11 protein-coding genes are annotated in these 14023 nt (G+C 38.4%); 7 read left to right on the plus strand and 4 right to left on the minus strand.

From position 1 onward, the window contains the following. Nucleotides 1–48 precede the first annotated feature (48 nt). The 5 genes from HWQ58_RS21135 (at nucleotide 49) to HWQ58_RS21155 (ending at nucleotide 6715) form a co-directional block, all read left to right on the plus strand. Nucleotides 49–1308 carry a hypothetical protein gene (locus tag HWQ58_RS21135; RefSeq protein WP_292866800.1) on the plus strand — a complete coding sequence of 420 codons (1260 nt, stop codon included), beginning with the start codon at nucleotides 49–51 and terminating at the stop codon, nucleotides 1306–1308. A gap of 12 nt (nucleotides 1309–1320) precedes the next feature. Continuing rightward, nucleotides 1321–3051: an ATP-binding protein gene (locus tag HWQ58_RS21140; RefSeq protein WP_292866802.1), complete on the plus strand. Its 1731-nt coding sequence runs from the start codon at nucleotides 1321–1323 to the stop codon at nucleotides 3049–3051. A 764-nt stretch (nucleotides 3052–3815) separates the two neighbouring features. After that, nucleotides 3816–4337 (plus strand): calcium-binding protein, encoded by a 522-nt coding sequence (locus HWQ58_RS21145; protein WP_292866804.1) that lies wholly within the window; start codon nucleotides 3816–3818, stop codon nucleotides 4335–4337. A gap of 456 nt (nucleotides 4338–4793) precedes the next feature. Then, on the plus strand, nucleotides 4794–5480 hold the full coding sequence (locus HWQ58_RS21150) for a nuclear transport factor 2 family protein (protein WP_292866806.1): 687 nt from the start codon (nucleotides 4794–4796) through the stop codon (nucleotides 5478–5480). 89 nt (nucleotides 5481–5569) lie between these two features. Beyond that, a complete protein-coding gene (locus tag HWQ58_RS21155) occupies nucleotides 5570–6715 on the plus strand; it encodes an ISH3 family transposase (protein WP_292866808.1) in 1146 nt (381 codons plus the stop codon). A gap of 499 nt (nucleotides 6716–7214) precedes the next feature. Here the strand turns inward: HWQ58_RS21155 and HWQ58_RS21160 are convergent, their stop codons facing one another. Beyond that, nucleotides 7215–7631, minus strand: a complete 417-nt coding sequence (locus HWQ58_RS21160) for a (2Fe-2S) ferredoxin domain-containing protein (protein ID WP_292866810.1) — start codon at nucleotides 7629–7631, stop codon at nucleotides 7215–7217. Between the two features lie 222 nt (nucleotides 7632–7853). Here HWQ58_RS21160 and HWQ58_RS21165 point away from each other — a divergent pair, with 222 nt between their 5' ends. Then, entirely contained in the window at nucleotides 7854–8246 is a 393-nt protein-coding gene (locus HWQ58_RS21165) for a carboxymuconolactone decarboxylase family protein (protein ID WP_292866812.1), read from the plus strand. Nucleotides 8247–8300: 54 nt separating this feature from the next. Beyond that, entirely contained in the window at nucleotides 8301–9116 is an 816-nt protein-coding gene (locus HWQ58_RS21170) for an alpha/beta hydrolase (protein WP_292866814.1), read from the plus strand. A 109-nt stretch (nucleotides 9117–9225) separates the two neighbouring features. On the opposite strand, the gene HWQ58_RS21175 is transcribed toward HWQ58_RS21170, so the two are convergent. From HWQ58_RS21175 to HWQ58_RS21185, 3 genes are all read right to left on the minus strand, one after another. Beyond that, on the minus strand, nucleotides 9226–10809 hold the full coding sequence (locus tag HWQ58_RS21175; RefSeq protein WP_292866816.1) for a hydantoinase B/oxoprolinase family protein: 1584 nt from the start codon (nucleotides 10807–10809) through the stop codon (nucleotides 9226–9228). Between the two features lie 81 nt (nucleotides 10810–10890). Then, on the minus strand, nucleotides 10891–11718 hold the full coding sequence (locus HWQ58_RS21180) for a GNAT family N-acetyltransferase (protein WP_292866818.1): 828 nt from the start codon (nucleotides 11716–11718) through the stop codon (nucleotides 10891–10893). Between the two features lie 10 nt (nucleotides 11719–11728). Further along, nucleotides 11729–13819 carry a hydantoinase/oxoprolinase family protein gene (locus tag HWQ58_RS21185; RefSeq protein ID WP_292866820.1) on the minus strand — a complete coding sequence of 697 codons (2091 nt, stop codon included), beginning with the start codon at nucleotides 13817–13819 and terminating at the stop codon, nucleotides 11729–11731. Nucleotides 13820–14023: the final 204 nt, after the last annotated feature.

Genomic DNA, 14023 nt, shown 5'->3' on the forward strand with positions numbered 1-14023 from the left:
GAAGGCAATATATTTTGGTAGCTTTATCTGTAGCCAGCTTTTAGAGAATTGGTATTATATGAAGGAGCCGCAGAGGCAGCCTATCTGGGCGGTGATTTTGAGCAGATGCAAAAATGGGCTGAGGTGGTGCAGCAAGAAGCCAAAATTCTTTTAGATAAAGTGAAAGTCTATGAAGTACAAATTATCGCTTCTATAATTCAAAGCAAGCAACTGGAAGCCATCAAAATAGCAGTATCAATTCTGCAATTGTTAGGAATAAGTTTTCCAGACGAACCGACATCAACTGATATTCAGCAGGGGATGGATGAAATTGCTACTTCTTTGAAGGGAAAAGCCATTGCAGATTTAATTAACTTACCATTAATGACCGATCCTAACAAGATTGCAGCTATGATAATTTTAATGGGCGTTCTCCCTGCGGCTTTTCAAACTGCTCCGGCAATGATGCCAATTATTGTTTGTAAAATGGTCAATTTGTCCTTAAGGTATGGAAATACAGCTGTATCTGCCTATGGTTATAGTCTTTATGGATTACTTCTTTGTGGAATTCAAGGAGAAATTGATTCTGGCTATGAATTTGGGAAATTAGCTTCACGTTTGGTGTCACAATTTAATGCTAAAGAACTCAAGGCTAAAATTCTGACAGTTGTTAGTGCCCATGTTATGCATTGGAAAGAGCATGTTAGAGAGACATTAACATCATCAATGTCAGGATATTCTAGTGGTCTGGAAACTGGAGATTTAGAATATGCTGGTTATTGTGGTTACATTTATCCCTATCATTCATTTTGGCTGGGTAAAGAACTTTGGGTTCTAGAAAAAGAACTGATAGCTTATTGTGATTCGCTGAAAAAAATTAACCAACAAGTAGCTTTCACTTGGAACTCAGTGTATTTGCAAACAGTTCTGAACTTGAAAGGAAGTTTTGAAAATGTGGACTGTTTAATTGGAGAAGCCTACGATGAGCAAAGTATGCTGCCAATTCATCAGCAAGTAAATGACCTTTACACAATTAACCACTTATTTGCTAATAAGCTAATGCTCTCTTACATATTTGGAGAGTATTTTAAAGCTGTAGAAAATGCTGCGATCGCAGAAAAATCTTTAGGTGGTGTTACAGGCTTGTTTGTTGTTCCACTGTTTTATTTTTACGATTCTCTGGCCCACTTAGCAATATATCATACTGCTAAAGAGTCTGAGAAGCAAGCTATTCTAGAAAAAGTCCAAGCTAATCAGCAGAAGATGGAACTCTGGGCTACTCACGCTCCCACCAATCACTTACATAGATTTTATCTCGTGGAAGCATAACGGTATCAGGTTTTGGGTCAAAAGCTAGAAGCAATGGACTATTATGAAAACTCTATTGCCAAATCTCAAGCAAACGGTTTTCTCCAAGAAGAAGCTTTAGCCTATGAGTTAGCTGGAAAATTCTATCAGTCTCTAGGTAAAGAATTAATTCATCAAACTTATATAACTAAAGCCTATTATGCCTATATTCGTTGGGGTGCGATCGCTAAAGTTAAACACTTAGAATCAAAGTATGTTTTTCTAGTAGGACAAACTACTACCATAGAAAACACTAGTTCAAAAATTGATACAACTCATATTACCACTAACACTACTACCAATAGCAGCTTGAGCGATTTTCTAGATTTTAATGCATTCATCAAGTTTTCACAAGCGATTACTAATGAAATTGTTTTAGAAAATTTATTGGGTAAGCTGATCCAAATTTTACTAGAAAATACTGCCGCACAAAAAGCAGTACTACTCCTGCTTAAAGATAATCACCTGTATATTGAAGCTTCTGGAAATGCTGCTGACGATGTGGTGACGGTTTTACGTTCTATTCCTGTTGAAACCTATCAAGATTTACCGCTATCTGTGATTAATTATGTTCTCCGAACCCAGCAATATATTGTATTAAATGATGCAATAGTTACAGAGCCTTTTAATTTTGATATCTATATCCAAAAATCTCAAACAAAATCAATCTTTTGTTTGCCCATTATGTACCAATCACAGCTTACTGGTATTATTTATTTAGAAAACCAATTATCATCAGGAGCTTTTGTTCTAGAAAGGGTAGAAGTATTAAAAGTCTTAGTTTCTCAAATGGCTATTGCCATAGAAAATGCCAGTTTGTACACAAGGTTCCAAGAGAAATCTCAAGAATTAGAACAATCTATAAAAGATTTACAAGAGGCACAACTACAACTTATCCAAAGTGAAAAAATGTCTTCTCTGGGTAATTTAGTTGCAGGTGTAGCACACGAAATAAATAACCCTATTAGTTTTATTACAGGTAGTATTGCCCAAGCAAAAGATATTGTTAAAGATTTAATAGACTATCTGCAACTGTACCGAGAAAAATTTCCCAATCCTGGCGCTGAAATTAAAGAAAAAGCCGAAGAGATAGATATAGATTTCCTGCTAAAAGATTTACCAAAAATGATTGATGGTATGACAGTAGGGACACAGCGTATTCGTAATATTAGTACCTCCCTCCGTACTTTTTCTCGTGCTGATACTACCTCGAAAGTATTAGCTAATATCCATGAAGGTATTGATAGTACTTTGATGATTTTACAACATCGTCTGAAAGCCGATCATAATCGTCCAGCAATTAAGATTATTAAGCACTATGCAGATATCCCATCAGTAAAATGCTATTTGGGACAATTGAATCAAGTATTTATGAATATTCTTGCAAATGCAATCGATGCTTTAGAAGAAGCAAATATCGGTCGTGATTTTTTAGAAATTCAAGAAAAGTATCCTAATATTATTACTATTGAGACTTATTTACAAGTAGATAATGACAAGGTGGTAATTAACATTCAAGATAATGCCAAAGGAATGCCTGAAACAGTTAAAGAATGCATTTTTGAAAACTTGTTTACTACCAAATGTGTAGGAAAAGGTACGGGATTAGGATTATCCATTAGTCGGCAAATTATAGTTGAAAATCATGGTGGAAATTTAATTTGTGAATCAGTCTTGGGACAAGGAACACAATTTATAATTTCTATTCCAATTTTGGCAGAATAAGGAATTTTTGATAGTTTTAGCAGCAGATTCATGACTTTTCAAAGAAGCTTACTTACCTTTTACAGTATTCTTGTACTATATTTTTTCCTTGACTGTGCTAGCTGCGTAAGTCCTGATTGCCTAAACACAAGAAGAATATGAAGAATATACAAAGCTTAGTACTTGTGTATATATTTCTCAGCCAATAATGTGAAGATTATGCAAATATGAGTATTTAAGCATAGACATCTAAGTAAGATATTGACTATGTAGTTATTTTGAGGATCTTGAGATATTCTATTTTCAAGTTAGACACCCACGGATAACAGCCCACTAGGAGGGCATCAAAATCTTTTTACCAATCAAGAGTCAATAGTTGACTATTTTCTCTTCTAGTAGGATTTAAGCGCTGGCAAAAAAACAAGTGTGAAGGATGAATTGTAGGCATTTAAATCGAAATTTTAGATACTGTGAAGAGTGATTTCTACTGAATAAGGATCATGAAAAAAGCCTGAAATAACTAATTTTCATTAATTCACACTTTAATTAATTTGTACAGTGCTTAAGACTTAGATAGTTTGAGAAACTTAAATTAAGTGATGCTTAGAAGTCTTGGAATAGTGTGAACCTTCAAGAAATATTACTTTTGAGCAAGTATGACGTATCAAATCAGCCAAAAAAGTCAAATTTAGGCAATTTCTTTGTGCCTGAAAACCGCACAAATATCAACTTGAAAACTGAAGTTAAGTTATTGAAAAAATCGATTTAGGTAGGTAAAAAAAATTATGGCAAATATCATTGGAACCAACGGTAATGACACTCTAATGGGCAGCGACAGCGCGGACACGATTAATGGTAAAACAGGTAACGACCTTTTGAGAAGTGGTGCAGGAAATGATACTCTCATTGGTGGTGCTGGTGACGATACCTTGAGTGCTAGCGATTCATCAGGCGATAAGCTACTGAATGGGGGCGATGGCAATGATTCTCTCTCTGTCTCTAACTCCCCTCCCGAACCAGAGGACTACTTCCAGGGACAACATGACAAAAACACCCTCAACGGTGGTGTAGGTGACGATACCTTGGATGTTAGCAATTCACCAGCCGATAACCTGCTTTCTGAGGGCGATGGCAATGATTCTCTTTTTGCCTCTGGCGCCTTTGGTAATAATACCCTCAACGGTGGTAATGGCGATGATATCCTCACAGATGGCGGTGGCAAGGATATCTTCACAGGTGGCGGTGGCAAGGATAAATTTGTTTACACCTCCTTCGGGCACCTCACATTCGATTTATCAATGCAATGAGTGTTAACAGAGAGTATGTGTTAGGTTTAGTTCCCCAACTTTCGGCATGGGTGCGGACTGTTTGCAGTATTCTTGGTTAAATTGGTTTATATCTGCATTGGCAATTTTGATAAAGTGAATTTTCGATAAATTTACTGTTCCTCAAGGGTGACAGTTGCGTAAGTTCTGTATGTAAGTGGTGACTTTATTACTTAGTCAAATCAACATAAACTTAGTTGCATTTAACACTTGTAGCTTATTAATTAACTGTTATAACTAATTGTATACATCAAATCTTGTACATACTAGCTTTATCATTTACTAGAAAAGAGCTTTTCTAGCGGATATAAAACATAATTGCTAGCAAAATCTGCAAGCATATTGCCAGTTTTCACAAGCTAAAAATTATTAGCCAAAACTTTAGTTTGTGGAAAAGTACAAGATGCGAAAATTGTAAACTATTAAGGAAGTCATCTTGTGGAAAGAAGAAGAGAAAATGGGGGAATAGTTTCAAAAGCTATTTCGTTCCTGTTAAATCGTATAATTTTGATTGTGCTTGCAGTCATTCTTGTGCTGTTTGTTGGAGGTAAGTTTGAACTAGCAAGCGCAGCTCAACCTAACGCGGAACTAGAAATTCAAAAATTAACATCCTGTTACGCTCTGGGAACTGACGCTATTGGTAGAGGAAATCTCCAAGAAGGAAAGAATATTTATCGGGATTGTTTTACTCAAGATTCAGTCCTTACTGCTATTTTTCCTGATGGGGCGAGTGAAACACGTTATGGGACAGATTCTTGGGCAGATTTTGTCTATTCAGTATTTCAAGGAAATGGTTATACAGCTACTCAACACTTGATGGGTACAATAAACATTTCAGTTCAAAATAATCAAGCAACGATGACTTCTTACCTCCATGCGACTCACAAACGCTCGGAAACCAGCATTGATGTCGCTAATGGCACTTATGAAGATCGAGTCGTTAACAGAAATGGACGCTGGAAAATTCGTAATCGTACTCTCAAACTCATTGATTTCTTGAATCTCAGTTCCCCAACTACTGCTTCTTCAAGCACTAATGCCCGAAGCACTAATTCCAGTAAATCGCAAAGTTTTGCTAAAGGGCAATCGCCAAGTAGACAGTCAGTAGAGGTTGGTTCTAAATAATACCGATTTTATAACTAAAACTTATATTCAATAAAAGAGGTTCAAAAACTGAAATTATCAAGAATGTACATCCACCCGAATAATTACCATTGACGACTTTACCAAAACAGCTTGCACTAACTGATTCAGAAACCCTTGACGAAGTTCTGGATTGTTTAAGTGAAAATATTTCTATTGAAACGCAAGGAGTTTGCAATCAGAAAACTTTATTTGAAATATTAGTGAGAGCAGCAAGTAGTGGAGATAGTATTGAGAATACAACAAAAGTTTTAAACAGTAGTCCATGTGGTAGCGATATCAGGTATCACTTAGATAAAATTAATAATTTTGAGCAGCTAGAAAATCAAATCAATCTAGCTCTCAAAAGTAGAATTCCTCGTCGTATTAAAAATGCCCATCATAAAATTGCCATTGATTTAAATTTAATTCCTTACTATGGAAAGCCTGATAGTGATGAAGATCCTTATATTTATAGAAATCAGGCTAAGTCAGGAACTTGTTCTTTTTATGCCTATGCAACTTTATATATATTGACCAAGGGAAAACGGATTACACTGGCGATTAGAGGAGTACGTTGGTTAGATACCAATGTTGCCATTCTCACCTATTTATTAGCTGAACTTGAGACTATTAAACTAAATGTAAAAACACTGTATTTGGATAGAGGTTTTTTTAGTGTCGCTGTAATCAGGTGGTTGCAAGCTTTGGATATTCCCTTTATAATGCCAGCGATTAGAAGAGGAAAAAAGGGTGGTGTAAATCAATTTCTTAAAGGTAGAAGTAGTTATAAAACTACTTACACAATGGGTGAGCAGAAAGATAATAATGTTACCTTTAACTTATGGGTTATCTGCAAATACAAAAAAGGAGCCAGAAAACAACATGGTATCGAATACTTTGCTTATGTTGTTTATAAGTCGAAAATAAACCTATCTTATATTCATCAAGATTATCGAAAAAGATTTGGGATTGAAAGCAGTTATAGATTAAAAAATCTATGTCGAATCAGAACAAATAATAAGAAGCCCGTATTGAGATTATTATTCGTTGGCATTTCTTTTGTGTTAGTCAATATTTGGGTTTATCTTCTTTGGTTTAAGATTAGTCAAAAGCGAAAAGGTAGGCGATTAATTTATCGTAACCTTTTCTGTCTTAAACAAATGTTAGCTTTTCTACGTCAAGTTGTTGAGCGTAAATATGGAACTGTTAAAGGTATTTATATTCCATCGGGTTAGCAGTCATTAAGTAGGTGGGCGCTAAAAAATACAACTATATTAAGAAATGTAAATTGCTTAAAAGCTTGTATTAAAAACGTTTCTGTTACTTGACATAAGTTTACGTAGTTCAGTTTTCCTCCGCCCACCTACTTAAAAGTTGCTTAACTATAAGTAAAAGTAATCCATCCCGGCCTACGGCTTAAGATATTTCCGCAGAAAATGTATCTCAAGTTACAAAATATTGGCGATCGCTCTCTTGGAAAAAACTTTGCGATTTACTGAATTCCTCAGCTACCTTTATCAGACCAAATATACCTCGTTTAAAAGAATAATTCTTTAGATTTGAATGATATTAATACGGGTTGGATAAGTATTCTTTATCTCTCTGATGACCTGAAAAAAGGGGTGTGAATTAAAATATTCACTCCCTTTTTTATTTGCCACTTGAGCCAAATATAGTGCAAGATAACATACAGTTCTGAATTGAATAATTTTAAACTTTAGCAAACCTTTGTAGTCAGCCTTTATTCTTTTTGATGTATGAATAGAGAAATTCGCGATCGCTGTGAGGATTTACAATTAAGCATGGACTATTTCCGTAACTTCCATTACTAACAACCACAACAGTAATACCCATCCGTGGACAAACGCCTAAACAACTAGTGCTAACGACCCGAAATTCACCCCATAATCCCTCAAACTTTAAACGAGATTTCAACCAATTTTCTAAGTCTTCGGAAGCTGTTGAGCCTGAGCGCTCGTTTGTACATTGCGAACACACAAGCACCAAACCAGATTCCCATCGGGGAGAAACGGTTGGAATAGAAGTTTCTAATCGAGAATTTATTAGGGGTGATGGTTGCTGAGAATTGGATGCAGACCTCTTGAGGATACGTTTGAGCAATCTCTTAATACGCTGGATCAGTTTTTTCATGGACAACCCCACCTATTTCTCTGACAGGATAGTGTAAATTTCTTGTTTAGTCTGTTCTACTAGAACGCCCAACAAATGCCAGCCTATGCCAAGTCGTTTGTAGACGATGTAGAATTTTCACCAATAGATGCCAAGGGAAGATGATATTACTATCTTTAATTGCAACTCAGTATTACAATTTAGAGGTTCCCACTCGCTGGGGAAACTACATGGAATTAAAATATGACTAAGCCGATCGAATACGAAGAAGCCAGCGACGAAGTACGTGCAGTGTATGATGACATCCGCGTTACACGTCAGAATGACTACATCAATAACTTTTGGAAAGCCATAGCCAATCATCCCCCCACCCTGAAACGAACGTGGCAAGCTGTAAAGGAAGTGATGACCAGCCCTGGTGAGATCGATCCACTGATGCGCGAACTGATTTATATTGCCGTGAGTGCGACGAATGGCTGTGAGTACTGCATCGCCTCACACACAGCGTCGGCGCGTGCCAAGGGTATGAATGATACTATGTTCGGGGAACTAATGGCGATCGCAGCCACAGCCAATATGACCAATCGCCTCGCCAACGGCTATCAAATTCCGGTGGACGAGAAATTCAAGACGTAGCAGTATAGCTTAATCTATCCTACTTAAAAATAAGGTTTAGCAGAATTATTTACTATGCCCAAGGTTCAGATTAACGGAATTGATTTGTTCTACGACATTAAGGGAACGGGTGAGCCTTTGCTATTAATAGCTGGCTATCTTTGCGATCATGCCTATTGGTCGTTGATTATGCCATCACTGGTTTCGCAGTATCAAGTCATTCGCTTGGATAACCGAGGTATGGGAAGAAGTTCTGCTCCCGAAAACCCCTATAGTCTGAAACAGATGGCTAGTGACGTTGCAGGATTGCTCGATCGCATTGGAATTAATCAGGTGCATCTAGCAGGCCATTCAATGGGTAGTCAGATAGCCCAAGAACTAGTGTTAGCATACCCTGAAAAGGTAAAAAGTCTGATGCTACTTTCATCTTTGGCAAAAGGTGATGCATTATTCAATAGCATCATCGAGACTTGGGGCGAACTTTCTAGTAATGTAGACCTAAAACTTTATGAAAAAGTCGTATTGCCCTGGATATTTACAGATGCTTTCTACTCAATTCCTGACATGATCGAAGGTCTGATTGAATTTGCTATCAGATATCCTTTCCCACCTGCAACTCATTCACTTTATCATCACAGCCAAGCCATCCTTAGCAGTGACACAATAGACCGCCTCCAACAAATTCATTGTCCTACCTTAGTTCTGGTTGGTAAACAAGATATTCTCACCCCGTTAAAGTTTTCCCAGCAACTTGCTCAAGGTATTCCCAATGCTGAACTTGTAGTCATCGACCGTGGTGGTCACGGCTTCTTGATTGAGTCGCCAGATGCTGTGGTTTCAGCTATGCTCAATTTTCTGGGGAAGTTGAAGCCAGCTTATACCAATTTTTGATTATTAAGATATAGCAAAAGCCTTGGTGGTTAGGACATTAACAGATGATAAAACTTAGATACAAAAAGGCTTTTCACCCAGTCCCCAGTCCCTAGTCCCCAGTCCCTTGCTATAATTTGCCAAATCCACCGCCGCCAGGAGTTTCTATCACAAAAACATCTCCAGTTTTCATCTCTAGTGTCGCTGTGCTGCCTAAATTTTCTTCAATTCCATTCTGTCGTTGTATCCAGTTGCGTCCTACTTTTCCTGCTTCCCCACCATTTAATCCAAAGGGAGGAACAAGCCGATGACCAGAGAGAATATTAGCTGTCATCGGTTTTAGAAATCGAATGCGGCGGACAACTCCATTACCACCCGAATATTTTCCTTTGCCACCGCTATCGGGATGAAAACTAAAGCTTTCTAAAAGTACAGGATAACGGGTTTCTAAAACTTCTGGATCGGTCAAGCGAGAGTTAGTCATGTGAGAATGAACACCATCAGTGCCAGCAAAATTAATTCCTGCACCAGAACCGCCGCAAATAGTTTCATAATATTGATATTGCTCATTACCAAAAGTAAAATTATTCATCGTTCCTTGAGAAGCAGCCATAACACCCAAAGCACCATATAAAGCGTCAACAATAGTTTGAGAAGTTTCTACATTACCCGCGACTACTGCGGCTGGATAGGTTGGGTTGAGCATACAGCCAACCGGGATAATAATTTCTAGAGGATTAAGACACCCGGCATTCAGAGGAATATTATCATCAACTAAAGTACGGAAGACATATAAGACTGCGGCTTGAGTTACAGCTTTGGGAGCATTGAAATTAGTATTTAGTTGTAGAGAAGTCCCAGTAAAATCAATGGTAGCACTACGGTTTTCTGCGTGAATTGTTACTTTAACTTGAATTTGTGCATTATTATCCATTTTATAAGTAAATGAGCCATCCTTGAGAACTGCGATCGCACGTCTAACAGACTCCTCAGCATTAGCTTGCACAAATTTCATATAAGCTTGAACAGTATCAAACTTGTATTGGAAAACCATTTTACGAAGTTCTTGTACTCCCCGTTCATTAGCGGCAATTTGTGCTTTAAAATCAGCAATATTTTGGTCAGGCTTGCGAGCAGGATAAGTATGAGTTGAAAGGTGCTGTCTGACTGCGAGTTCTCGAAAATTGCCCTCTTCAACCAAGATAAAATTATCAAAAATAATTCCTTCTTCTTCTACTGTGGTACTGTGGGGAGGCATAGAACCGGGAGTAATTCCACCAATATCTGCTTGGTGTCCGCGAGAAGCAACAAAAAATAGAGGCATTGGGCATTGGTCATTGGGCATGGGGCATGGATTATTTTCACTACTTTCCAAAAAAACAGGGGTAATTGCAGTAACATCAGGGAGATGTGTTCCACCGTTATAGGGATTATTAGATACATAGACATTTCCCAGTTTGAAAGTGTCGCCTTTATCATTAATTAAACTGCGGACACTTTCACTCATTGAGCCTAAATGTACAGGAATATGGGGAGCATTTGCTACTAATAATCCCGATGAGTCAAAAATAGCACAGGAGAAATCCAGTCTCTCTTTGATATTCACTGATGTCGCCGTGTTTTGTAACACAATTCCCATTTGTTCGGCGATAAATTGATATAGATTTTTGAATATTTCTAAGCGGACAGGATCGGGTTGAGGTGTTGTGTACATTTTTAATTCCTTAAAAAATTGTGTAGTAATCGCTTAAGCGCTTTTTAAAACACTTCAGTATTTACTACTAGCTATCACTGTCTACTTCGGCGGAAGTGAAATGTGCAAAATTTCGCCTATTGTAGAGAATCCGGCGCGGGTGTAAATTCGCACTTCTTCTTGATGTGCCGCCATGAGAAACGCCACCGTAACACCTGCCTCGAAAGCTTCTCGCACCAATCGGGTTGTTAAGGCTCCTGCTATGCCGCGTCGGCGAAAAGCAACACGTACACCGATACCAGCGATTTCTGTCATCTGATTTCCCGGCACGGAACACACTCCAGCCCCCACAGGTTCGCCTGTTGCGGCAACACGAGCAAGTATAGCGATTCCGCCTGCTGCTAGACTATTGCCAAGACGTTCACCATCTTCGGGGCTTGGTGCAGACTCTCCGTAAGCCTCGTTTTGCACCGTAACTGTAGCAAGTATCTGGGCGTCTGAAACTGGCACGATTAATTCAATATCCGGGGGAGCAGGAAGCAATTGCTCTGAACCAGGAGTGCAAATCATAAGTGGCAAGCGTCCCTCAACGGTGAAACCAGCAGCTACTAGTGCCTCCTCGACAGCAGGCGCAAGGGAAGCAACGTACTCCAAACGCGGTTTTCGTTTGCGACTTTCATAGGCAGCGATTAGTGCCTTGACGTCGGTGAGTGAGGGTGTGGCTGCATCATTGGGGATGGCATAGTTAAGAAAAGGATTGGCGCTATGGCGATTAAAGCTAGCCAAGAAAGGCCCTATTTGCTCCGTATCACGTTGCTGGCTTGCCGCGAAGCGCAAATATGATTGAATGCGAGAGTCCATGAATGGATAGCCTTTTAATTGTAAAGCCGTGTTGAGGTTAGTGTAGTGAGGGTGAGTATTTTCCAGCACAATAGCTAATTTATAGACGTTCTAAAATTAGATGGTTTTGTTCAGTTAATCTCGCTTGCCAATTAGGTTCTACTACAATTGTGCTAATTTTTTCCACAACGATCGCAGGGCCATTAATACTATCTTCTGGTTGTAAATCTTCCTGTCGATAAACAGGAGTGTCGTGCCATCTATCAGCAGTAAACATCCTTACTGTCTCAACAGACACGGGGACTTCATTTAAAGGGCGAGTACGAATAATTAAAGGTTCTTCGGGAGTATCCATTTTCTGAATTACTTCCACGGAAGCGGATTCAACTATTAAGCTTTTCTCTAATTGAATAAAACCATAACGAGATTGATGTTCAGTCTCAAATTTTTGTTGCATTACTAACACATCATCGGCAAAATTAACTGTCAAGGTAGAGTTAGTACCCTGATATTTTAAGTTAGCTTTTTGGATTACTTCTAATTGACTATGTGCTTCATTTATTTCACTTCTAGCTTGAGTTTCTAAATAGTCCATTAACTGCTGTAGTTGAAAGATTAATGCTTGAGTTAAAGGTTGCTCAACTCCTCCTTCTCTAATCGCCCGGACATCAGCTAATCCCATCCCATAAGCAGATAAAACTCCAGCATAAGGATGTAGAAATATTTTTTTCATTCCCAAGGTATCGGCAATTAAACAAGCAACTTGCCCACCTGCACCACCAAAACAACAAAGTACATATTGGGTAACATCATAACCGCGTTGTAGACTAATTTTTTTAATTGCATTCGCCATATTTTCCACTGCGATCGCCATAAATCCGGCAGCTACTTCTTCAGGAGTAGAATGATTTAACGTAGCAGCTTGAATGTTTTGAGTTAATTGGGTAAATTTTTGAATAACAATATCTTTATCTAAAGGTAAATTACCATCAATGCCAAAAACCGAGGGAAAATATTGTGGGTGAATTTTACCTAACATTACATTGGCATCAGTAACCGCTAATGAACCGCCACGCCGATAACAAGCAGGCCCAGGATTTGATCCAGCAGATTTAGGGCCAACACGATAACTAGAACCATCAAAAAAGAGAACTGAACCACCACCAGCAGCAATGGTATTAATTGCTAATACAGGAACTCGCATCCGCGCCCCAGCAATTTCCGAATCTAGTTGTCGTTCATACTCTCCTTTAAAGTGGGCAACATCTGTACTTGTCCCTCCCATGTCAAAAGTAATAACTAACTCGAAACCTGCCCTTTTACTAGTTTGAACTGCGCCAACAATACCACCAGCCGGGCCACTTAAAATACTATCTTTTCCTTGAAATTGTTCGGCTGCGACTAAACCGCCATCAGATTTCATAAACATTAATTTGACGTTGGGTAACTGACTTACTACTTGGTTGATGTAGCGACGCAGAATAGGAGTTAAATAAGCATCGACTACTGTTGTATCTCCTCGGCTAACCAACTTCATTAAGGGACTAACTTGATGGGATACGGATATTTGAGTAAAGCCGATTTCTTGGGCAAGTTTGGCTATTTGTTGTTCGTGATTGGGATAGCGATCGCTGTGCATAAAAACAATAGCACAACTCCGAACTCCTGTATGGTAAACTGCTTGTAAATCACTTTTAACTTGTTCAATATTTATAGATATTAATTCATTTCCGTTAGCATCATAGCGTTCATCTATTTCAATCACCTGTTCATAAAGCATTGTTGGTAAAATTATCTGGCGTGCAAAGATATTAGGACGGTTTTGGTAGCTAATTCGCAGTGCATCTTTAAACCCTTTGGTGATCAGAAGAACAACCCTGTCTCCCTTTCTTTCTAACAGCGCATTTGTTGCTACTGTTGTCCCCATTTTTACCACTTCTATCGCTTCAGTAGGAATAGGTTCGTTGCTAGCAATACCCATGATATCTCGAATACCTTGGATGGCTGCATCTTGATATTGTTCGGGATTTTCTGAAAGGAGTTTGTAGACTATAATCCATTGCTGATTAGGCAGAGTCACAATTAAAAAACGTTCGGGATGTTTTGAAAGTCTATCGATAATTGGTTGATTATCAGTAACAGCAACAATATCTGTGAATGTACCACCACGGTCAGCAAAAACCTTCAACATTACTCTGTTTCCTCGATAGTATATAGATAAAGTAACAGTTTGACTTAGGGATTTTCTACTTAAATTGTTAAAAACTTTCCGATAAATATGCATTATTTAATAGTATTTAAGGCTATTCATTAAGGAAGAAAGTAGGTAAAAGGCAGTAGGCTTTGTTGGGTTCTACTTCGTTCCACTCAATCGATACAAACTACAAACTTTACG

Origin of the sequence: Nostoc sp. LPT, assembly GCF_017115165.1 — a bacterium.
Classification (GTDB): domain Bacteria; phylum Cyanobacteriota; class Cyanobacteriia; order Cyanobacteriales; family Nostocaceae; genus Nostoc.